Source organism: Streptomyces sp. Ag109_O5-1, from assembly GCF_003814875.1.
Classification (GTDB): Bacteria; Actinomycetota; Actinomycetes; order Streptomycetales; family Streptomycetaceae; genus Streptomyces; species Streptomyces sasae.
In genome coordinates this window covers 9,715,645-9,736,220 of the sequence record NZ_RKQF01000001.1, presented here as the reverse complement: position 1 = coordinate 9,736,220, position 20,576 = coordinate 9,715,645, and the positions used below count along the sequence as shown (strand labels likewise).

20 protein-coding genes are annotated in these 20,576 nt (G+C 71.1%); 8 read left to right on the top strand and 12 right to left on the bottom strand.

What is annotated here, in order from left to right:
• Positions 1-628 precede the first annotated feature (628 nt).
• Positions 629-2,491, bottom strand: a complete 1,863-nt coding sequence (locus EDD90_RS44400) for an RICIN domain-containing protein (protein ID WP_260328490.1) — start codon at positions 2,489-2,491, stop codon at positions 629-631.
• Between the two features lie 414 nt (positions 2,492-2,905).
• Here EDD90_RS44400 and galU point away from each other — a divergent pair, with 414 nt between their 5' ends.
• Positions 2,906-3,865 carry a UTP--glucose-1-phosphate uridylyltransferase GalU gene (gene galU, locus EDD90_RS44395; protein ID WP_260328489.1) on the top strand — a complete coding sequence of 320 codons (960 nt, stop codon included), beginning with the start codon at positions 2,906-2,908 and terminating at the stop codon, positions 3,863-3,865.
• A gap of 226 nt (positions 3,866-4,091) precedes the next feature.
• Here galU and EDD90_RS44390 read toward each other — a convergent pair whose 3' ends face one another.
• On the bottom strand, positions 4,092-4,529 hold the full coding sequence (locus EDD90_RS44390) for a DUF4442 domain-containing protein (protein ID WP_123982266.1): 438 nt from the start codon (positions 4,527-4,529) through the stop codon (positions 4,092-4,094).
• A gap of 362 nt (positions 4,530-4,891) precedes the next feature.
• On the opposite strand from EDD90_RS44390, the gene EDD90_RS44385 reads away from it, so the two are divergent.
• Positions 4,892-5,905, top strand: a complete 1,014-nt coding sequence (locus EDD90_RS44385; RefSeq protein ID WP_123978724.1) for a hypothetical protein — start codon at positions 4,892-4,894, stop codon at positions 5,903-5,905.
• Between the two features lie 104 nt (positions 5,906-6,009).
• Here EDD90_RS44385 and EDD90_RS44380 read toward each other — a convergent pair whose 3' ends face one another.
• From EDD90_RS44380 to tuf, 3 genes are all read right to left on the bottom strand, one after another.
• On the bottom strand, positions 6,010-6,507 hold the full coding sequence (locus tag EDD90_RS44380; protein ID WP_123978723.1) for a hypothetical protein: 498 nt from the start codon (positions 6,505-6,507) through the stop codon (positions 6,010-6,012).
• A gap of 69 nt (positions 6,508-6,576) precedes the next feature.
• Entirely contained in the window at positions 6,577-7,422 is an 846-nt protein-coding gene (locus EDD90_RS44375; protein WP_123978722.1) for a spermidine synthase, read from the bottom strand.
• A 116-nt stretch (positions 7,423-7,538) separates the two neighbouring features.
• Complete coding sequence (gene tuf, locus EDD90_RS44370; RefSeq protein ID WP_123978721.1) at positions 7,539-8,714, bottom strand: elongation factor Tu; 1,176 nt, start codon at positions 8,712-8,714, stop codon at positions 7,539-7,541.
• Positions 8,715-9,048: 334 nt separating this feature from the next.
• Here tuf and EDD90_RS44365 point away from each other — a divergent pair, with 334 nt between their 5' ends.
• On the top strand, positions 9,049-9,810 hold the full coding sequence (locus EDD90_RS44365; RefSeq protein WP_123978720.1) for a TVP38/TMEM64 family protein: 762 nt from the start codon (positions 9,049-9,051) through the stop codon (positions 9,808-9,810).
• Positions 9,811-9,961: 151 nt separating this feature from the next.
• Here the strand turns inward: EDD90_RS44365 and EDD90_RS44360 are convergent, their stop codons facing one another.
• Entirely contained in the window at positions 9,962-11,134 is a 1,173-nt protein-coding gene (locus EDD90_RS44360) for a thiolase family protein (RefSeq protein ID WP_123978719.1), read from the bottom strand.
• Between the two features lie 114 nt (positions 11,135-11,248).
• Between EDD90_RS44360 and EDD90_RS44355 the strand changes: the two genes are divergently transcribed.
• Complete coding sequence (locus EDD90_RS44355; RefSeq protein WP_123978718.1) at positions 11,249-11,719, top strand: helix-turn-helix domain-containing protein; 471 nt, start codon at positions 11,249-11,251, stop codon at positions 11,717-11,719.
• A gap of 16 nt (positions 11,720-11,735) precedes the next feature.
• Here EDD90_RS44355 and EDD90_RS44350 read toward each other — a convergent pair whose 3' ends face one another.
• The 3 genes from EDD90_RS44350 to EDD90_RS44340 are packed head-to-tail and all read right to left on the bottom strand — an operon-like array spanning position 11,736 to position 14,541.
• Positions 11,736-12,458, bottom strand: a complete 723-nt coding sequence (locus tag EDD90_RS44350) for a cupin domain-containing protein (RefSeq protein ID WP_398927470.1) — start codon at positions 12,456-12,458, stop codon at positions 11,736-11,738.
• Positions 12,452-13,387, bottom strand: a complete 936-nt coding sequence (locus EDD90_RS44345; RefSeq protein WP_123978717.1) for a PmoA family protein — start codon at positions 13,385-13,387, stop codon at positions 12,452-12,454. The genes EDD90_RS44350 and EDD90_RS44345 overlap by 7 nt, the downstream gene beginning before the upstream one ends.
• Positions 13,384-14,541 (bottom strand): Gfo/Idh/MocA family protein, encoded by a 1,158-nt coding sequence (locus EDD90_RS44340; protein ID WP_123978716.1) that lies wholly within the window; start codon positions 14,539-14,541, stop codon positions 13,384-13,386. The genes EDD90_RS44345 and EDD90_RS44340 overlap by 4 nt, the downstream gene beginning before the upstream one ends.
• A 283-nt stretch (positions 14,542-14,824) precedes the next feature.
• Between EDD90_RS44340 and EDD90_RS44335 the strand changes: the two genes are divergently transcribed.
• Together EDD90_RS44335 and EDD90_RS44330 are read left to right on the top strand one after the other, a co-directional pair.
• Positions 14,825-15,700, top strand: coding sequence for an undecaprenyl-diphosphate phosphatase (locus EDD90_RS44335; protein ID WP_123978715.1), 876 nt, complete (start codon positions 14,825-14,827; stop codon positions 15,698-15,700).
• Positions 15,701-16,131: 431 nt separating this feature from the next.
• A complete protein-coding gene (locus EDD90_RS44330) occupies positions 16,132-16,968 on the top strand; it encodes a hypothetical protein (RefSeq protein WP_123978714.1) in 837 nt (278 codons plus the stop codon).
• Positions 16,969-17,085: 117 nt separating this feature from the next.
• On the opposite strand, the gene EDD90_RS44325 is transcribed toward EDD90_RS44330, so the two are convergent.
• Genes EDD90_RS44325 through EDD90_RS44315 form a run of 3 tightly spaced genes read right to left on the bottom strand, consistent with a single transcriptional unit; the run spans position 17,086 to position 19,128 of the window.
• Positions 17,086-17,970, bottom strand: a complete 885-nt coding sequence (locus EDD90_RS44325; RefSeq protein WP_123978713.1) for a phosphotransferase enzyme family protein — start codon at positions 17,968-17,970, stop codon at positions 17,086-17,088.
• A 2-nt stretch (positions 17,971-17,972) separates the two neighbouring features.
• Positions 17,973-18,365, bottom strand: coding sequence for a DUF4440 domain-containing protein (locus EDD90_RS44320; protein WP_123978712.1), 393 nt, complete (start codon positions 18,363-18,365; stop codon positions 17,973-17,975).
• 55 nt (positions 18,366-18,420) lie between these two features.
• On the bottom strand, positions 18,421-19,128 hold the full coding sequence (locus tag EDD90_RS44315; protein WP_123978711.1) for an alpha/beta fold hydrolase: 708 nt from the start codon (positions 19,126-19,128) through the stop codon (positions 18,421-18,423).
• A 140-nt stretch (positions 19,129-19,268) separates the two neighbouring features.
• On the opposite strand from EDD90_RS44315, the gene EDD90_RS44310 reads away from it, so the two are divergent.
• Together EDD90_RS44310 and EDD90_RS44305 are read left to right on the top strand one after the other, a co-directional pair.
• A complete protein-coding gene (locus tag EDD90_RS44310) occupies positions 19,269-20,153 on the top strand; it encodes a helix-turn-helix domain-containing protein (RefSeq protein ID WP_123982262.1) in 885 nt (294 codons plus the stop codon).
• 202 nt (positions 20,154-20,355) lie between these two features.
• Positions 20,356-20,535 (top strand): hypothetical protein, encoded by a 180-nt coding sequence (locus tag EDD90_RS44305; protein ID WP_123978710.1) that lies wholly within the window; start codon positions 20,356-20,358, stop codon positions 20,533-20,535.
• Positions 20,536-20,576 lie beyond the last annotated feature (41 nt).

Sequence of the window (20,576 nt, the reverse complement as noted above, 5' to 3'; positions counted from 1 at the left end):
GGGGCATGTGCGGCGAAAAGCTCGGGGTGAGGCCACCGGAAACTAGCGAGTTCATTACTCGCGGGTCAATAACGGCGCTGCGCTATCACGCCCGACAGCATTGATTCGGCCAGCCGGGGAAATTCACCGCAAGAGCCGAAAATCAGAGCAATCCACTACGGATCAGCGCCCGCCGGGGCCGCGGACCCCGTGCGCCACACCGCCACAAGCCCGTCAAAGCACCCCGGCCATTCACCCGGCACTCACCCCGCCGCAACGAACCGTGCGACCGCGCCGAGCTCTGTAAATTCCGGATGACTTCGACCCGCTGGCTCGATCGTGGCACATCGGAGACGCGCGGCGAACGCTGCCGCGGCAACCCTGACCCAAGCCTGACAAAAACCTGTCGCCAACTGTATTACTGCAAATGAAACACACGGTGGGGAAAATTCTCGTAAACCCTTGAAGTAAACCGATCGGAGAGCCCGCACCGGACGGCGCGCGGCCGGCGGCAGCACCTCAAACCCATGCCGATCCGGTCGGTCAGGCGCGAAGCCGGATCGGCGGGCAGCGCTCATCCATGGCCGCCGGCCGGGCAGGCGGCAGTGGAGGTGGGTCCGGCTCCCCACCGGGGAGCCGGGGACCCCCATCAGCTGGTGCGGCCTCCGCGCGTCGCCCCGTCTTCGCCGACCGGAGACGGCCGGCCCGGCAGGGTTGCGACCTCGCTCACGACATCCGGCACGGAGTCCAGCACCGGTCCCGCGGCCTCCACGAGGGCGCCGACGGGCTCCGCGGGCCCGGGAAGCCCGGGCGGTGCGACCGGTACGGGACGGTCACGGGACCCGACCTGCGCGACCCGGGTGCCGTACGACGGGTCCTGCGGCTTGCCGAACTCCTGGTCAGGGACAGCCTGTCGGGACGGCCGCGGGGACTCCGTCCGCTCGGCCTCCTTCGGCTCGGGCGATGCGGAGGGCCCGGCCGCGGGCGCCGCCGCGGCACCGCTCCCCGTGTCCAGCGCCCACCGCTGCCGCACCGACCCGTCCCGGCCGGCCACGACCACCTTCGTTCCGTCCGCGGACAGAGCGAGCCCCTTGTCCCAGCGCAGCAGCAGTTCGCCGGCCACCGTCAGGTCGTACGACACCTCGCCCGCGTGCACCAGACAGCCGGAGACGACGACGCTCCGCGCCCCGGGGTCGGCGGCGAGACAGAGGGTGGGGTCGAGCGCGCTGCGCAGCATGCCGTCGTCCTGGTACGACCACTGCTGGGACCCGGCGTCGGAACACGGCCCGAGCCGCAGCTCCGCACCGGCCCGCACCCGGTCGCCGCGTACGTCGACACAGAGCCCGGCGTCGAGGCTGCGCAGTCTGCCGTGGGCGAGCTCGACGGGCTCGCCCACGGAGGCCGGGGACGGGGAGGCCGCCGACGGCTTCTCCCCGGGGCCGGGCCGGGTGTGGCTGCCGCTGGGGGCTCCCCAGGTGGTCGCGCCGGGGTGCGGGACGCCGCTGTCGTCGGACCAGCTTCTGACCACGAGGACGGTGGCGAGCAGCACGAGGGAGACCAGGCCGACACCGGCCACCAGGGCCTTGCGCCGCCCGCCCACGGACGCGAAGCGGTGCCTGCCGCCGGAGGCCGCCGCACGGACGGGCTCGCCGTCGGCCGGCCATGCCTCGACGACCTCACCACGGCCGGGCCGCGAGTCGAGATAGCGGCGGGCGCCCCAGCCGAGCACGGTCTCGGCGAGCAGGACCTCCAGGCCGCCGTCGAAATGGCTGAGCTGTTCGACGGCCTGCCGGCAGTACCGGCACTCCGCCAGGTGCCGTTGCACATCGGGGAGCAGAGAACCGCCGCGGCGAATGGGGACGTCGAGGAGACGGTTGTAGAAGCGGCATTCCTTGGAGGGCGCGAGTTCCCGATGGGCGCGCACCAGGCCGGTCCGGAATTGTTCACGGGCCTGCTCCAGAGCGGCGGTGGCGGTACCGGTGTCGACGCCCAGCAGACCAGCTGGTATGTTTATGGGTTCGGCCTCGACCTCGGTGTGCCAGAGAAGGCATTGCGAGGCGCCCGGAAGGGCCCGGAAAGCACGTTCGGCGAGTTGCCGTCTTTCGGGGGTTCCGGGTCTCGCGGCACTGAGTCCGCGACCGCCGGTGGTTTTGCGCAGTTCCGGTACGACCACGGAAATGGCTTCGTCCGCGGCCCACGCGCGGACCGTCTCCCGTACGGCCACGAGCAGCTGCGGACGGAGAGCACCCCCGACCGCGCCGCCGCTCAGCCGGCCGAGGACGCGCTCGAAGGCGGCGCTGGCCACCAACTGGGCGGCCGGCGTGGCGGAGGCGAGGCAGACGATCGCATAGTCGCAGGTGGCGCGCCAGTGCCGGGCGAGCAGCAGGGCGGTGGCGTGATGCCTGGCCTCGGGGCTGCCGGTGAGGTGGGCGATGAGATTGCGGTCGGACTCCCCCGGGGTCGAACCGGGGCGAGGCGGGTAAGGCGGGCGTGGGGGGTAGGCGGATTGCACTGAGCCATTTCCTTCCGAGCCGCAGGACGGCACGCGAAATGGCGCCCTGACGGAATACAGTGCCGGGTTGGTGCATACCTTTTGGAGCCCATAAAGGCCGACCTTACGGTCGTACGACCTCTGGACCCTCCCGCGAGGTGGCTCACCTTGACACACGCGACTCATAGGAAACAAGAAGTTGGGGTGACTTGAGTTCAAAGAATGAGGAATTCAGATAAGTTACCGGCGGTATCCACACCTCGGCCTTAATCAGCGGCGGCACAGGTTCAACTTGTGTGCACCATGGACCCGGTGGCGCACGAAATCTCCAACTCACCGGAGGTCCCTGCCGGGGCGGGTGGAAGCCGGTGTTCCACAGCCGTCTCCCACGTTTCTCTCGGCGTGCTCTCATCCGGGCGGGCCAGCATGGGCCGCATGATCGCCCCCCACGCTCCGCACACCTCCCCCGCCCGCACGTCCCCCCGGTCGGTGCGCAAGGCAGTCGTCCCGGCCGCCGGGCTCGGCACCCGGTTCCTGCCCGCCACCAAGGCGACGCCGAAGGAGATGCTGCCGGTCGTCGACAAGCCGGCCATCCAGTACGTCGTCGAGGAGGCCGCCAAGGCCGGGCTCGACGACATCCTCATGGTCACCGGACGGCACAAGCGGGCCATCGAGGACCACTTCGACCACGCCTTCGAGCTGGAACAGGCGCTGGCCGCCAAGGGCGACACCGTGCGCCTGGACGCCGTACGCGATCCCGCGCGGCTCGCCGACATCCACCACTTCCGCCAGGGCGACCCGCTCGGCCTCGGCCACGCGGTGCTGTGCGCCAAGCACCACGTGGGCGACCAGCCCTTCGCGGTGCTCCTCGGCGACGACCTGATCGACGCCCGCGAGACGATGCTCAGCCAGATGCTGGACGTCCGCGACCGCTTCCAGGGCAGTGTCGTCGCGCTGATGGAGGTCGACCCGTCCCAGGTCCACCTCTACGGCTGCGCCGCGGTCGAACCGACCGGCGAGGACGGCGTGGTCAAGGTGACCGGCCTGGTGGAGAAGCCGTCCCCGCAGGACGCGCCGAGCAACTACGCGGTCATCGGCCGCTATGCCCTCGACCCGGAGGTGTTCGAGGTCCTGGAGCGGACCGCGCCCGGCCGCGGCGGAGAGATCCAACTGACCGACGCGCTGCAGGAACTGGCCGCGGGCGGCACGGTGCACGGGGTCGTCTTCGACGGACTGCGCTACGACACCGGCGACAAGGGCGACTACCTGCGCACGGTGGTCCGGCTCGCCTGCGAACGCCCGGATCTGGGACCCGAGTTCACGGCATGGCTCAAGGACTTCGTAGCGGGCCTGGAGGGAAACGAGGCGGCACAGGAGGAAAGCCGAGCCGCCTGAGCGGCCCCCGGCGAGGGATGGGGTGAGAGTCCGACAGACCCTCACCCCACGCGGTCAGCGACGGGCACAGCACTTGGCCAGCCGTCGCCGCAGACGACCGGCCGTAGGAACGCGGAGGCCGGACCGTCAGCCCACCCGCTCAGCCGCCGGCGCACGCGACCTGACAACAGTCGCCGCGCCCCGTCAGCCGCCGGGACAGGTGGCCGGACAGCGGCCCCCCACCCGATCAGCTGTTGAGACGCAGTGTCCACACCACCGTCATCTCGCCCGTCACCGCGCCGTCCTCGCGCGTGATGGCGACAGTGACCGGGAACTCCGGGCGCTTGCCCTCGTCGAGTTCGGCGACGACGTCGGCGATCGGGCGGCCCAGGGTCGCGGTCGCCTTGACCGGGCCGAGGGCGACCTTCTTGTAGGCGATCTCGGCGCTGACGGCGAGCGGCACGGCCCGGGAGAGCTGGTCGCCGAAGGCGGCGAGGACGATCGCGCCGCTCGCGGACTCGGCGAGGGTGAACATCGCCCCCGCGTGCGGCCCGCCGATGTGGTTGTGGAACTCCCCCTGGTCCGGCAGGGCCAGCACGGCCCGCTCCGGAGTCGTCTCCAGGTACTCCAGGTTGAGGGTCCGCACCATCGGGACCGTGGCGGCGAGCATCTCGCCGATCGACATCTGGTCTGTGCTCATGACCGGCATGTTACTCACGGGTAGCGGAGCCTGACCAGAGCCGATGCGGTGATCGTTGTTATGGTGACCGCCCATGTGACCAGGGGAACAGCCGCCGACGAGCAGGCAGAACGCACCGAACAACCCTTACCGGCAACCGGGTTACCACCAGGTCCCCGGACGGCGACCTGGTGTCATGGTCGTTCGTCGGCGCAAAGGGCGTCGAGGGCGAGGTCCCGGACGCCACCGTCCGCAGAATCCTCTCCACGGTCCGGCTGTACGACGTCCCGGCCGGCTGACCTTCCGGTACACACCCGCCACGGACAGATTGCCGAATGATGTCCCGTGCGGCACTAGGGTTACCAGCCATGTGGCCAGAACAGCAGCCGCCAGGGGGCGAGCAGAACCCGCAGAACAACCCGTATCAGCAACCGGGTTACCAACAGCCGAATCCGTATCAGCAGCCCGGCTACCAGCAGTATCCGCAGCCGGGCGGGTACGGGCAGCAGCCGCAGTGGGGTCCACCGGGCCCCGTCGGCGTGCCACAGGCACCGCAGGGCGGGGGCGGGGGCGGTGGAAACCGGACCAAGCTGGTCGCGATCGTCGCGGCCGCGGCCGTCGTGGTGGCGGCCGGGGTGACCGGGTTCCTGGTGCTAGGCGGCAAGAAGGACGACAAGGCGGACAGCGGCAAGAACCAGCGGTCGACCCAGTCGCCGACGACTTCCCCGACCGCCTCCCCCTCCGCCTCGACGGCCGACGGCACACGCGGTGACGGAACGACCGAGAAGCCGACGATCGCGGGCTGGAAGACGGTCGTGAACCCCAAGTGGGGCACGGCTTTCGACGTGCCGGCCGACTGGGAGGTCCTGACCGCCGGTACGTCCGTCGGCTTCGAGGACAAGGACGGCAAGCCGATCATCACGATGTCGGCGCCCGCTCAGTACAAGTCGAAGTGGTGCACGAGCGACGACGACAAGAACGGCACCACCGAGGACACGGCCCTGGCCGCGGTCGGCACCAAGGGCGAGAGCGGCGCGAAGAGTGGCGGCGACGCGGCTGTCAGGGAGGTCCCCTGGTGGGTGTACGGCGGCTACACGCAGCCTGACAAGAAGACCATCTCCTACGACAAGAAGGCCACCGCCTACACCACCGCCTCGGGCCTCAAGGGCGCCTACGCCTGGGCGCGTTCGTCGCACACCCCGCAGCAGGGCAAGTGCGCGAGCGACGGCAAGGCGATCACGTTCGGCTTCGAGAACTCGGCGGGCGACGTGGTGTCGTGGGACTTCTACGGCGCCAAGGGCGTGAACGGTGAGGTCCCCACGGCGACGATCATGAAGATCCTGAGCACGGTCCGGCTGCACGGCACCCCGACCGGAGGCTGACCGCGGCACCGGAGGCGGGCGGCACCGGCGGGGACTTCGGCCCGGCGGTCGCCGCCCGCGCCTTCCAGCGGGAGTTCACCGGCTCCGGGTCCGCGCGGCCGCCGCTACCGCGAGGCAGCCTTGAGCTGAGCGGTGATCTTCGCCAGAGCCTTGTCGGCAGGGCGCTGTTTGATGAGCCCCTCACGGCCTGCGGCGCGTAGCTCCACCACCGCGACGCCTTGGGGTCCTGCGGCCACAACAGCCGTCACTACCACGGGGTTCAGGCCGCCGATACCCACACCGAGCATCGCTCGTACGGCGAGGCCCCCGTCGTCCCGGGCCTCCGCGCCGATCAGATTCCCCACGCCGGCCAGAGTCCCGTGGACCAGCTGGGACATCGCCGTCACCGTTCCGGGCAACTCGACAACGGTGCTGCTGACATCCTTCTTCGTCCATTTGAAGCCTCGCGCGGCGCCACGGGCACCGCCCCGCGCCCCAGCTCTGCCCAATCCGTGGAATCCGGTGGCCGCTCCTCCGGCGGCGGCGCCTATCGAGCCGCCCTTCGCACCGAGTTGCATCATCGCGGCGAGCAGAAGCTCGTCCTCACCGGCCTCATCGAACATGCCCGCCTCCTCAGCAGCAGCAAGACATAACTCCACAACCGAAGTAAGCCAGTCCTGTCACTGGCCGGCTCACCCGATGCCGAACGCTCCGCCGGGGGGCACGGGTGACGGCACGGCGTCCGCGTCCCCGACCGGTCGGGCCCCGCCGACGAAGTCCCGTAGCGCGGGACCGTGTTCGACCCGCGCGGGAAAGGCGTCGGCGGCGGTGCGCCGGGCCAGTGCGCCCGCGTCCAGCGGCCCGTGCGAGGCGATGAGCACGGCGTTGCCGAACCGGCGCCCGCGCAGCACGCCCGGCTCGGCGATGAGCGCGAGCTCCTCGAACACGGCGGCGAACGTGGCGAGTTGGGAGCGCAGGAAGTCGAAGGGGGCGGAGTCCGCGAGGTTGGCGAGATACACGCCGTCGTCCCGCAGCACCCGTTCGGCCTCCCGCGCATAGCCCAGCGAGGTCAGATGCGCTGGGATCCGGGATCCCCCGAAGACATCGGCGATCAACACGTCGGCAGAGTTCCCGGGAGCCTTTTCCAGCCAGCCGCGCGCGTCGGCGGCGTGCAGGGTGATCCCGGTGCCGTCCGCCAGCGGCAGATGCTCGGTGACCAGCTCCAGCAGCCCGCGATCGGCGTCCACGACATCCTGCCGGGACCCGGGCCGGGTGGCCGCGACATACCGGGGCAGGGTCAGCGCGCCTCCGCCGAGATGCAGTACGTCGAGGGGAGCCTCGGCCTCCGCCACGGCATCCAGCACGTACCCCAGCCGCCGCGCGTACTCGAACTCCAGATACGTCGGTTCGTCGAGATCGACATACGACTGCGGCGCCCCGTCGACGGTCAGCAACCAGGCCCGCTCCCGATCGACGTCGGGCATGAGCTTGACGGTGCCGTGCTCGGTGACACGGACGACGGGTATGGAATCGTTCACTTCTCCATTGTGCGATGCGTATGCCTGCCCAGGGGCGCGGGGCTGCATCGATATGCGGCTCCGCCGCGCGGGCGCGACCAGCCCCACCGACCCGCAGCCCCCCGCCCCCCAACCGCCTACGAACCCTGGACGGCGGTGACGGTCCCGGCCCCCACGGTCCGGCCACCCTCACGAATGGCGAACCCGAGCCCCGCCTCCAGCGGCACCTCCCGCCCCAGCTCCACGGTCATCTCCACCGTGTCCCCGGGCCGGGCCACCGCCACCGTGCCGAGGTCGACGTCCCCGACCACGTCCGCGGTACGGATGTAGAACTGCGGCCGGTACCCCGTCGCGACCGGGGTCGTACGACCCCCCTCGCGCCCCGACAGCACATACACCCGTGCCGAGAACCGCCGGGACGGCACCACGCTCCCCGGCGCCGCCACCACATGCCCCCGCCGCACCGCGTCCCGCGGCACCCCGCGCAGCAGCAGCGCCACGTTGTCCCCGGCCTGCGCCTCGGCCATCGGCTTCCCGAAGGTCTCGAGCCCGGTGACGACGGTCTCGACGTCCGCGCCGAGGACCTCGACCCGGTCCCCGACCCGCACGGTCCCCCTCTCCACGGCCCCGGTCACGACCGTGCCGCGCCCGGTGATGGTGAGCACGTTCTCCACCGGCAGCAGGAACGGCGCGTCCAGATACCGCTCCGGCATCGGCACATACGTGTCCACCGCGTCGAGCAGCGCCTCGATCGACGCCGTCCAACGCGGGTCCCCCTCAAGGGCCTTGAGCCCGGAGACCCGTACGACGGGTACGGAGTCACCGCCGTACCCCTGCGCGGTGAGCAGTTCCCGGACCTCCAACTCCACGAGTTCCGCGAGCTCCTCGTCGGCCCGGTCGGCCATGGTGAGCGCGACGACGATGTGGTCGACACCCACCTGCCGGGCGAGCAGCACGTGTTCGGCGGTCTGCGGCATGATCCCGTCGAGTGCGGAGACGACGAGGATCGCCCCGTCCAGCTGGGCGGCGCCGGTGACCATGTTCTTGACGTAGTCGGCATGCCCCGGCATGTCCACGTGCGCGTAGTGCCGGGTGTCGGTCTCGTACTCGACGTGCGCGATGTTGATGGTGATGCCGCGGGCGGCCTCCTCGGGGGCCCGGTCGATGCGGTCGAACGGCACGAAAGTGCCGGTGCCGCGGTCGGCGAGGACCTTGGTGATGGCGGCGGTCAGGGTGGTCTTGCCGTGGTCGACGTGGCCCATCGTGCCGATGTTGAGATGCGGTTTGGTGCGGACGTATGCCGTCTTGGGCATGGCTCTACCTCGAAGCCTGGGCTGCGGTGATGCGTCTCGTCAGGGCGAGACGCGGGGACCCCGGGGGAACCGGCCGACCCTCCCCCTGCGGGGTCCGCCGGACTGTCCGGAGAGGGTCAGCTTCGGGCGCCGTCGACAGCGGCCGTGAGAACGGGAACGGCGGCCTTCGGCGCATCCGCGACTGCGGATGCTGCGACGAGGAAGGCGAACCGGAACATGCCTCAGATCATCGCCGACGCCTCGCGCCACGTCGAACGGTTTTCGGCGACACCGGTTCGCCCAATGGACAGCGTCCATACGGCGATCACACATGCGCTTCGGTTACTGTCGCCGAATGCTCGATGCCAACCGCTCTGGCACCGCCACGGCTCCTCCCCGGGCCGCCGCCGAGGAGCTGACCGTTGCCGTACCCGCTCCGGTGAGCCTCACCGCGCGCTGCACACGTGTGCTGCTGTCGCCGTGGGCCCGGCTGTCCCTGCTCGTCGCACTGCTCGCGGCGGCCGGGGCGTCGGTGCTGCTGTTCGAGCCGCAGAAGCTGATGACGCAGGGCTGGCCGCCTCAGGTCCAGGGCACCGCCGCGTTGGTGATCTTCGCGGTGGCGTACGGCGTGATCACCGTGGCGTTCGTACCCCGCCCGATCCTGAACCTCGCGGCCGGCGCGCTGTTCGGCTCGGCGCCGGGCATGGGCGTGGCCATGGTCGGTACGGTGCTGGGGGCGTGGCTCTCCTTCGTCCTCGGCAGGATGCTCGGCCAGGACGCGCTGCGCCCGCTGCTGCGCGGCAGGCTGCTGAAGGCGGCGGACAACCAGTTCAGCAGGCACGGCTTCCGTTCGATGCTGGCGGTACGCCTGTTCCCCGGTGTGCCGTTCTGGGCGGCGAACTACGCGGCGGCCGTCTCCCGCATGCGCTGCACCCCGTTCCTGGTCGCCACGGCACTGGGCTCGATCCCCAACGTCGCCGCGTACGTCGTCGCCGGCGCCCGAGCCTCCACCCCGACGTCCCCGGTGTTCCTGATCTCGGTGGCGGCGATCGTCGTCCCGGCGGTGGCGGGCGCGGTGGTGGCGTGGAGAAAGCGCCACCACCTGCGCGCGAAATAGCCCAGCCCGTCAGGCGCCCCGGATTACAGCGCCCCGTAGGGGGCGCGGGGCTGTATTCGATGTGCGGCTACCGCCGCGTGGGCGCGACCAGCCCGACGAACCCGCAGACGCACCACGGCACACCGCGGCACCCCACTGGGCGCACGCCCCCCTACCGAACCGCCTCCAGAATCATCGCGTTCGCCAGCCCACCGGCTTCACACATGGTCTGCAGCCCAAAGCGAGCGCCGCGCTCCCGCATCGCATGCACAAGCGTCGTGGTCAGCCGAGTACCGCTCGCCCCCAGCGGATGCCCCAGCGCGATGGCCCCACCGTGCACGTTCACCTTGGCCAGATCCGCCCCGGTCTCCTGCCGCCAGGCCAGCACCACGCTGGAGAACGCCTCGTTCACCTCGAACAGGTCGATGTCCCCGATGCCCAGCCCGGCCCTCCGCAGCACCTTCTCCGTCGCCGGGATCACGCCGGTCAGCATGAGCAGCGGGTCGGAGCCGGTCACGGCGAACTCGTGCAGCCGGGCCAGCGGCCGCAGCCCGAGCCGTGCCGCGGTCTCACCGGCCATGATCAGCACCGCCGACGCGCCGTCGTTGACCGGGCTCGCGTTGCCCGCCGTGACGTTCCACTCGATCTGCGGGAACCGCTCGGCGAACCCGGGATCGTAGTAGGCGGGCTTGAGCCCGGCGAGGACCTCGGCGGTGGTACCGGGCCGCACGGACTCGTCCCGGCTCACCCCCTCCAGCGGAGCGACCTGCGTGTCGAACAGTCCCGCCTCCCACGCGGCCGCCGCCTTCTGGTGCGAGGAGACCGCGAAGGCGTCCATCTCCGCCCGCGAGATCGACCACTTCGCCGCGATGAGTTCGGCGCTGATGCCCTGCGGCACCAGGCCCTCCGGGTAGCGGGCGGCGACCCCGGGGCCGAAGGGGTCCTTGCCGGCCGGCACGTTGGACCACATCGGCACCCGGCTCATCGACTCCACGCCGCAGGCCACGACGATGTCGTACGCGCCGGACATGACACCCTGCGCCGCGAAGTGGACGGCCTGCTGGGAGGAGCCGCACTGGCGGTCGACGGTGGTCGCGGGGACCGTCTCGGGGAGGCCGGCGGACAGGACGGCGTACCGGGTGGTGTTCATGGCCTGCTCGCCGACCTGGTCGACGGTGCCGCCGATCACGTCGTCGATGAGGGCCGGGTCGACGCCGGAGCGCTCGACGAGGGTGCGCAGGGTGTGGGCGAGGAGTTCGACGGGGTGGACGTGCGCGAGGGCGCCGTTCGGCTTGCCCTTGCCCACGGGGGTGCGTACGGCTTCGACGATGACTGCGTCACGCATCACGGGGCCTCGATTCCCGGTCTTGATTACCGGTGAGTAGGAAATCCGAACCCACCATAACTCGATGGGTTGGAAAATCAAACCCTCCCAGGGATCGCCCTTAGACTGTCGGGTATGGCCACCCCGAAGGACCCCCGACCCTGCTCGATCGCCGACACCCTGGCGCTCGTCGGCGAGAAGTACTCCCTGCTGGTCCTGCGGGAGGTGTGCCTGGGCAACGGCCGGTTCGACCAGCTGGTCCGCAACATCGGCGCACCGCGCGACATCCTGGCCACCCGGCTGCGCCGGCTCGTGGACGCCGGGATCCTCACCAAGCGCGTCTACAGCGAGCGCCCGCAGCGCTTCGAGTACCGGCCGACGGAGGCCGGCCTCGAACTGGAGCCTGTCCTGTGGACCCTCATGGCGTGGGGCGACCGCCATCTCCACCAGGACGGCGACCGCCCCATGCTGATCGAGCACAGCTGCGGCAACGATCTCGTCCCGGTGGTCACCTGCACGGCCTGCGGCGACCCGGTGCACCGCAAGGACCTGACGGCCCACCCGCAGGCTCCGGGCTGGACGGTCGCCGGCCCGTCCGCAAGGTGAAAGCCTCGGGAATCTGCTACTGCCGGTACACGTCCAGCCGCCCGCACATCCCGAACCTGCCCTGCTCATAAGGCTGTTCGGACCGCACGACGGCCTCGGCGAGGTAGGTCGCGTCACCCCGTTCCAGACGGTCGAGCTGCTCGCCCGTGGCCGCGGCGGCGGCATGCGCACCGCGCCGCCAGCGCTCGCGCCACTCGGCGAGCCGGGGCCGTACCAGCGCGGCGGCGGCCCGGTGGAAGGCGGCGAGCGGCTCCGGGCCGGTGGCCTCGCGCAGCGCCCGGTAGCCCTCCAGGGCCAGGTCACGGCGGGCGCGGGCGATCCGTTCCCGCTCGGCCTCCGGAGCGTCGGCCGGGACGGTGGTGGCGGCCGCGTACGTCTGCGGGTCGGTCAGGTACTCCGGTGGCAGCGTCAGCACCGCGTCCCCGGCCTCCGGGAGTCCGCTGTTCTGCATCAGGACGGTGATCCGGAGGTCGTCCTCGTTGACGAGGCGGTGGATCGTGCCCGGCGTGAACCAGGCGACCGTGCCGGGCACGAGGGGTGTGACCTCGTACCCGGAGGTGGTGAGCGTCTGCACCGCGCCCCGGCCGCCGGTGACGACGTACGCCTCCGAACAGGTCAGGTGCAGATGGGGAGTTCCGCCGCGCACGCCGTCGGCGGCGGGCCAGTCGTACACGCACAGGCGCGAGAGGGCGACCCCGCCCGGCAGCCCGGCGAATACGGACTCCCCGTCGCTCACCACGGATGCGCCTCCAGGTACTTGGCGATGTCCGCCCGCTCCCAGGCCCCGTTCGCGATGACGACCCGGTAGCGGCGCCGGAGGGTGTCGCCGGGGGCCAGTTCGAGTTCGTCGTAGAAGGCCCAGGAGGGGGCGATGCCGGCGAACGGGTCGTTGCGCACGAACCAGTGGGCGGGATGGGTGCCGCCCGCGCCCGAGTGGTCGTTCTCCGGGGCGTGTTCGAACAGGACAGTTGCGTGGCCGTCGGCGCCGTCGTGCTCGCCGGAGAGGGCCAGCCAGGAGGACTGGGAGCCCATCAGCTCCGGCCCCTCCCCTTCCGGGCCGATGATCCGGCCGTCCCGGAAGGCGCGTGGGCCGCGCCAGAACAGGCCGGTGTAGCCCGCCTGTTCACGCCCAGCGGTGGTCGGGCTGCCGAACAGGAGAGGCTCGTCACGGCGGTTGGTGATCGTGCTGGTCCAGGTCAGCGCCCAGGAACCGGAGTCGGGGTCGGGGTCGACGTCGTGGACCTCGATCCGGCGCCGCTCCTCCGCCCACAACGTGCCGTCGTACGGATGCCAGGTCAGCCGTTCCGCGATGACCAACCGCCCGTCCGCCGCGGACAGTTCGTCGAAGCCGAGATGCCGCATCGAGCCGACGCGTTCCGGGATGGCGAGGTAACCCCGGTCGTGGATGTAGGAGTTGCCGCCCCACAGGTTCGCGCCGGAGAGGTGGGAGGCGGTCAGGGAGAGTCCCTTGTGCCAGCGGTGGTCGTTGGGCCGGTAGTCGGTGACGACGTCCCCGGCGAGGGTGCGGATCGGGTGGAGGTAGGGCCGCGGGGCCTCCCAGGCCGCCTCGGGGCGGTAGACGTACGCGAAGAGTTGCACCCCGGTGACCGGCTCGGTCACCGTGACCCGGTCGCCGTGGGCGTGCGTGATCCGCAGCTCGCCGCTCACGCGGACACCTCCTCGCGGTCGGCCGGCGCCCAGCCCGGGGCACCTCCGTGCAGGGCCGTGTAATAAGGATCACCCGGACCGATCTCGCCCGCACGCACGGTCGTGTCGGTGAACGCCGACTTGTACAGCGCGGTGATCAGCTCCAGGCTGGTGCGCCCGTCGGCGCCGCTGCTGCGCGGCCGCTCCCCGGCGCGCATGGAGGCGACCAGCTCGCGCAGCTGGGCCAGGTGCGAGCTGGGCACGTCAGGGCCGAAGTCCTGCCAGGCCGCCACCTCGTCGGCGGGGACGCCGGGGGCCGGGGTGATGTGCCAGTTCTCGTTGCTGTGGCCGTACAGGTGGGTCAGTTCGACGGTGGCACGCTCGCAGTCGATGCGGATGCGGCTGATCTCGTCGGGGCTGAGCACACTGTTCACGACGGTGGCCAGGGAGCCGTTCGCGAACCGGACCAGAGCGGTGGAGACGTCCTCGGTCTCCACGTCGTGCACCAGCCGGGCGGCCATCGCGCGCACCTCGCTCCACGGCCCGAGCAGGTCCAGCAGGAGGTCCATCTGGTGGATGCCGTGGCCCATGGCGGGGCCGCCGCCCTCGGTCGCCCAGCGGCCCCGCCAGGGCACGGCATAGTAGGCGGTGTCGCGGTACCAGGTGGTCTGGCAGTGGGCGACCAGCGGACGGCCCAGCGCCCCCTCGGCCAGCAGCCGGCGCACATGGGTGGAGCCGGAGCCGAACCTGTGCTGGAAGACGATCGAGGCGTACGGCCCGCTGTCGGCGCCCTCCTCCGCCTCGACCGCGTCGAAGTCGGCGAGGGACGGCACGGGCGGCTTCTCGCACCACACCCAGGCCCCGGCCCGCAGCGCGGCCGTCGTCTGCGCCGTGTGCAGGGTCGGCGGGGTTCCGATGGTGACCAGGTCGGGGCGCTGCTCGACGAGCATCCGGTCCAGGTCGGTGTAGGCGTGCGGAATGCCGGCCTCGGCGCACATCGCCTCGACGGCGGTGGCATCGATGTCGACGGCGGCGACGACCTCGGTCTCGCCCTCCGCGGCCAGCTGGGCGAGCGCGGGCAGATGGGAGCCGCGCCCGATGGCGCCGGCGCCGACGACGGCGGCCCGGATGCGCCGGCCGGTGAGGGGGGCACTGGACTGGGGCGAGCGGGGCATGGACGTGATCAGCACTCCTCGGGGCGTGTATCGGTCGATGGGCGCGAACCACCGCCCGACGTGCGCCGCACACGCACCCCGATGTGCGGGAGCAAGCGCTTTCTCCTGGGGAAACGTAAGCGGCGGTGCCTCGACCGGTCAACACCCCCTCGTCCACGGCCGGCCGCCGAACCCCTGTGCCCGGGCTGTCGTCCGGGCCCGCTACGCTGCCGTTGCACACGCATGATCACGCGCGCCGCCGCGACCGCCAGCCGCCCCCTCACCCCTGGGACGCCGTACCTTCATGTCTTGGTTTGAATCGCTGATCCTCGGACTCGTCCAGGGGCTGACCGAGTTCCTGCCCGTCTCCTCCAGCGCGCATCTGCGGCTGACTGCGGCCTTCTCCGGCTGGGAGGACCCGGGTGCGGCCTTCACGGCGATCACCCAGATCGGCACGGAGACGGCGGTGCTGATCTACTTCCGCAAGGACATCGGGCGGATCATCTCGGCCTGGTTGCGGTCGCTGTTCGACAAGGCGATGCGGCACGACCACAACGCCCGGATGGGCTGGCTGGTGATCGTCGGCTCGATACCGATCGGCCTGCTGGGCGTGACGCTCAAGGACCAGATCGAGGGGCCGTTCCGGGATCTGCGCATCACCGCGACCATGCTCATAGTCGTCGGCGTCGTCATCGGCATCGCCGACCGGCTCGCCGCCCGCGACGAGACGGGCGGCAAGCACCGCGCGCCCAAGCAGCGCAAGACGCTGGAGAACCTCGGGGTCAAGGACGGCCTGATCTTCGGCCTCTGCCAGGCCTGCGCCCTGATCCCGGGTGTCTCCCGCTCCGGCGCCACGATCAGCGGCGGCCTGTTCATGGGCTACAAGCGCGAGGCGGCGGCCCGCTACTCCTTCCTCCTCGCCATCCCGGCGGTGCTGGCCTCCGGCGCCTTCGAGGTCAAGGACTCGGTGAGCGAGGGCCAGGTGGCCTGGGGCCCGACCCTGTTCGCGACGGTGATCGCGTTCGCGTCCGGCTACGCGGTGATCGCCTGGTTCATGAAGTGGATCTCCAACAAGAGCTTCATGCCGTTCGTCTGGTACCGCGTCGCCCTCGGCATCGTCATCATCGCCCTGGTCTCGGCCGACGTCCTGAGCCCGCACGCGGCGGAGTCGGCAGGCTAGGGCCTGCCCCGCACAGCCGCGGGGCGCAACGATGCCCCGTCGTGGTGTCCCTGCTCGTCCTGGCGGGCGGCGTACCCGCGCCGTGACCGTCGACCCCGAGGGCAGGCTCGCGGTGCACCGGGGTTCTCGGCCCGGGCCCCCGCTCTCTGGGCGGAGCCTCCATCTAGGCGACACCTCCGTGAGGTCGGCATCCGCCCGACGCCCGGCACCCCTGCGCGTATCCGTCCCGGACGTTCGTCGACGCCGACCCCCGGGGCGGGTGCTGCCGGGCGCACCGGTGGCGAACTGCGTGATTTCACGGATGCGGAACCCCGGGCCGCCCGACGTACGGTGCGCGTGAGATCTGTGTGCCGCAGGCGCTCAGCATGCCCGCCCGGAAACCTCCGGCGGGTTACGTTCGACCTCACGGGATTCACATGCGTATACGTGCCATGTCGGTAGTCCTTCCCGGCGCCGTCGCCCTGTCCGCGCTCTGCCTTCCGGCAGCCGCTCAGGCCGCGGAGCGTCCGGGTACGGCGGCGGAGCTCGGCTCCCTCGCCGCCCGCTCCGCCCACCCCGCCACCACGCTGGGCAGCATGAGGTTCTCCAAGGTGGTCATCAACGGCGGCAAGGACATCGTCCTGGGCACCACCACCAAGAAGTCCGTCACCGTGACGTACACGGCGACCAGTTCCAGCGGGGTCGCCGTCACGGAAGCCTTTCTCTGGCAGGGCACGGACAGTTCGAGCCCGGACACCATCACCGGATCCCTGGGCACCGACGACGACCCGACCTGCACGGAGTCGACGACCCAGACCGGCGTCTATGCCTGCACGGCCGTCTTCCACATCAACGCCGCGTCCGACCTGAAGAACAACGGCGTCGCTGGGACTTGGAAGCTGATCCTCGGCGGGTGGGACCTCTACGCCAACGCCAGTTTCGACGACGACGTCGCCACCACCCGGATCAAGAAGGCGTCGCAGCTGACCGCCGACGCCACCCCGGAGCCGGTGAAGAAGGGCAGGACCATCACGGTCAGGGGAAGCCTGAAGCGTGCCGACTGGAACACCGGCAAGTACGTCGGTTACTCGGGGCAGGGGGTGCTGCTCCAGTACCGCAAGAAGGGCAGCAGCACCTACACCACCCTCAAGAAGGTCACGAGCGGCACCGGGGGCGCGCTCAAGGCCACCACCACCGCCACGGCCGACGGGTACTACCGCTTCTCCTTCGCCACCAACACCACCACCGCCGCCTCCACGGCGGCCGGCGACTACGTCGACGTCAGGTAGCCGCGGACCGCGTCGCCCGTGCGTCACGGCAGCCTGCGCGGGTTCGCCGGCGATGCACGGGGCGACGGCCCTGCCGCTCATCGGCCTGGCCCCAGTCACCAGCAGCACCGAGACCGGTCAGCGACGCCGACCCGGTGACCGCTTCCGATCTCCTTCTCCATGGCCAAGTGCGGGGAGAGCAAGCGCCGTTCGGATCTGGCCGAGCCACTCCGTACCCAATCGGCGCCCGTTCGGGAGTTGGTCGTCCCGGTCCCAGCGCCATGTCGTGATCATCGCCAGCACGAGGATCCGGCACTCGCGCAGCAGATCCTGGTCGACACCCGGATACCGCTCGGCGACTTCTTCGGGCGCATGGGCGAGGTCGAACTCGACGGGCCCACGACAACACGTCTCGAGGTCGACGAACAGCAGCCCGTTCTTCGTGGTGAGGACGTTGCCGGGGTGCGGCTCGCCGTGCAGCAGCTGCTCGGCGCCGCCACGCTCGCCGATCACTCGTCGCAGGCTGCGCAAGGTGTCGCCGAGCAGCTCCCGGTCCGCGCCGGCGAGCGCCGGCGTGCGGTCGCGGTCCGCGACGAGTTGCTGAGCCTGCTCGATGCGGTCCGTGAAATGCGGCGTCGGGAAGTCGAGTTCGCGCATGTCGGCATGGAGCCGCTGCAGCGCATGGGCGTAGTCGGCCGGTGAGATCTCTTGATGCGCCACGGGTTCGCAGTACGTCCACAGCGTGACCTCGAAGCCGTCACGTTCATGAACGCGCGGCTGCACGCGAGGCTCTGGAGCAGCCACCGGGCATCCGGATCCGGCGAGCCGCTGAGCCAGCTCGACTTCGAACTGCGCGACCCCATGCGCCACCGGTGCGACCCGGGCCACGACGTCGCAGGGCAGCAGACGCAGAGTGAGCTTGTTCGAGTCATGAAGAACGATCGCGTCGTCGACCACCAGGTCGAGCGACGTGACGATCGACTTCGCCGCGGCCACCGCACGCGTGACCTCCGACACCTGCACGGCTAGTCGCCCAGGGCGGCCGGCGTGCCCTGGTGGAAGTACATCCGCCAGCCCGTCTCCGTGAGCCGCCACAGCGAGCTGCGCCAGACCCGGCGCCCCTGGTTGTCCGCGAAGTAGGTGAGATGGACGACGCCCGGGGCCAGGACGGTCCCGGACATCTCGCTCACCTCGACCGGGGACTCCGGGGACACCGAGCCGCCGCTGGTCACCGTCAGGACCGACGTCGTGTCCCAGCGCCGGCCGGACGCCCCGATCTCGGTGAACTCCGGGTCGAGCAGCTCCAGGACGAGGGCCGGGACGGCGCGCACCTCGGGTTCGAGAAGCCGCAGCTCCCCGTCGATCGCCGCCTGTACCGCCCTCTGATCCTCGTCCGTCACATCCGCCACGTCCGTCATGCGGCGAGCCTACGGAGACACCGCCGTCCGGGCACAGCGAATATCGCCGCCGGGATCAGGCGAGTTCGAGCAGGAGTCCGGTGAGCTCGGCCGGCATGGTGATCATGCAGTCGTGGCCGGTGGGAAGTTCCCGCACCTGCTCGGTCGCGGGGACCGGGCGGCGGACGACGCCCTCCGGCCGGTCGGCCACACAGTGGATGTGGGTGCGGGGAATCGTGCCTACGGCCGCGTTGTCCAGCCGTACCGGCTGCTGGAGGCAGCGCACCGGCAGGTCGGACAGCTGCGTGCGCAGCCAGGCCGTGTCCGCCGGATCGGTGACCCCGAACAGGCCGTGCGGCGGGGGCAGTTCGGGCATCGGCGGGACCCGCCAGCCGCTCTCGGACGCCAGTGCACCGTCGATCATGGCCCGGGTCACGGGCAGGACGTCGGCCGCGGACTCGCCGTGGGCGGGGACCATCGCGTCGAGGTAGACCAACCGGGCGATGCGGTCCGGGACCTGGTTGGCGGCGGACGAGACGACCAGCCCCGCGTAGCTGTGTCCCACCAGGACGACCTCGGTGAGGTCCTCGTCCATGATGAGCCGGACCACGTCGTCGACGTGCGTGTCGAGGCCGACATCGGGGCCGAGCAGGTGCGCCTTGTCGCCGTGGCCGGCCAGGGAGGGTGCGTACACCCGGTGTCCCGCCGCCGCCAGCAGCGGGACCACCCGCTTCCAGACCTCACCGCTGTGCCAGGCTCCGTGTACCAGCAGATACGTCGACATGACTGTGCTCCTCGCTGTGCTCATGACGGTCACCGAGCACGCTTCCGCGCCCGGACCGGCCGCGGCAGGACCCCCGCGATCCTGGGGGTGACAGGGCCAGGCACGGGCACGCCGGGCCGCATTACGGTGGCCGGGTGACCGTGACCGACGAACCGAACCTGCTGGGCGCGTATGTGCGGGCCCGCCGTGAGCTCGTCACGCCCGAGCAGGCCGGCATCCCCGTGCTCGGGGTGCGGCGGGTGCCGGGCCTGCGCCGGGAGGAGGTCGCGATGCTGGCCGGCATCAGCGCCGACTACTACCTGCGCCTGGAGCAGGGCCGCGACCGGAACCCCTCCGTACAGGTCCTGGAGTCCCTGGCCCGTGTGCTGCGCCTCGACGAGGACGCGGCGGCGTATCTCCTGAGCCTCGGCGCCGGCCGGCCGCGACGGCGCCGGCGCCGGCCCCGCAAGGAGACGGTGCCGCCCGGGATCGCCCGGCTCGTCTCCGCCCTCCCGCTGCCCGCCCTGGTCGAGGGCCGCTACTTCGACGTCCTCGCCGTCAACGCCCTGGCGACCGCGCTGTCACCGCGTCTCACGGTGGGTGCCAACCGGCTGCGGGACGCGTTCCTCGACCCCGCCGAGCAGGCCCTGTACCCGGACTGGGCGGACGCGGGCGCGGGCATGGTCGCCGGTTTCCGCCGGTCCGTCGGCACCGAGACGGACGACCCCCGGGTCATCGACCTCGTCGGCGAACTCTCCCTGGCCAGCCCGGAGTTCAGCAGGCTCTGGGCCCGTCATGACGTGGCCGCGTGCGAGGGCGCAGCCAAGCACATCGACCACCCCCAGCTGGGACTCCTGCGGCTGAACCGGGAGCGGCTGGGTGTCAGCGGCACGACGGGCCAGACGCTGGTGGTCTACCACCCGGACCCGGACAGCGGCAGCGCCGAGAAGCTGGCGCTGCTCGCCTCGACGCTGCCCACGCCATGGGCCCGGCCGGGCACCTCATCTCGGCCAACCCCCAACGTCCCCCGGATTCCGGGGGTTTGAGTCCGTCGGACCTGCTCCGGCGAGGGCGAAGGCCGGGGCGGGAGCGTACGGCCCTGTTCGCGTCACAGCATCCGGTCCGGCAAATGCCAAGGCCATGCCGAGCATTGACCCCCTGTTCGCCGTGTCGCCCGTGACCAACCCCATACGGTGTGCGTAGCGGCCCGGTAGCGCACGGTCAGTTCTTGCCCCTACGCTGTTTCGTATGTCCCCCGATTCCCGAATCCTTGGTTCCGTGCGTTCTGCTGCCGAGGTCAACGAGCACATCCGGGCGCTGTGGCTGCGTGCGGGCGGATCGCTGTCGGCCCAGGAGCGGTCGGAGTACGAGCTGTTGGTGGTCGAGTGGGCCGAGGCGATCCGCGAGCAGATCATCGAGGCGGCATGACCCGGCCGACGGGTATCCGACAGCTCAGATCGGCTCCGCGA

Coding starts and splice junctions, on each gene's coding strand:
- galU (WP_260328489.1), top strand. CDS start 2,906: ATGATCGCCCCCCACGCTCCGCACACCTCCCCCGCCCGCACGTCCCCC.
- EDD90_RS44390 (WP_123982266.1), bottom strand. CDS start 4,529: ATGTCGATCGGCGAGATGCTCGCCGCCACGGTCCCGATGGTGCGGACC.
- EDD90_RS44385 (WP_123978724.1), top strand. CDS start 4,892: ATGTGGCCAGAACAGCAGCCGCCAGGGGGCGAGCAGAACCCGCAGAAC.
- EDD90_RS44380 (WP_123978723.1), bottom strand. CDS start 6,507: ATGTTCGATGAGGCCGGTGAGGACGAGCTTCTGCTCGCCGCGATGATG.
- tuf (WP_123978721.1), bottom strand. CDS start 8,714: ATGCCCAAGACGGCATACGTCCGCACCAAACCGCATCTCAACATCGGC.
- EDD90_RS44365 (WP_123978720.1), top strand. CDS start 9,049: ATGCTCGATGCCAACCGCTCTGGCACCGCCACGGCTCCTCCCCGGGCC.
- EDD90_RS44360 (WP_123978719.1), bottom strand. CDS start 11,134: ATGCGTGACGCAGTCATCGTCGAAGCCGTACGCACCCCCGTGGGCAAG.
- EDD90_RS44355 (WP_123978718.1), top strand. CDS start 11,249: ATGGCCACCCCGAAGGACCCCCGACCCTGCTCGATCGCCGACACCCTG.
- EDD90_RS44340 (WP_123978716.1), bottom strand. CDS start 14,541: ATGCCCCGCTCGCCCCAGTCCAGTGCCCCCCTCACCGGCCGGCGCATC.
- EDD90_RS44335 (WP_123978715.1), top strand. CDS start 14,825: ATGTCTTGGTTTGAATCGCTGATCCTCGGACTCGTCCAGGGGCTGACC.
- EDD90_RS44330 (WP_123978714.1), top strand. CDS start 16,132: ATGTCGGTAGTCCTTCCCGGCGCCGTCGCCCTGTCCGCGCTCTGCCTT.
- EDD90_RS44320 (WP_123978712.1), bottom strand. CDS start 18,365: ATGACGGACGTGGCGGATGTGACGGACGAGGATCAGAGGGCGGTACAG.
- EDD90_RS44315 (WP_123978711.1), bottom strand. CDS start 19,128: ATGTCGACGTATCTGCTGGTACACGGAGCCTGGCACAGCGGTGAGGTC.
- EDD90_RS44305 (WP_123978710.1), top strand. CDS start 20,356: ATGTCCCCCGATTCCCGAATCCTTGGTTCCGTGCGTTCTGCTGCCGAG.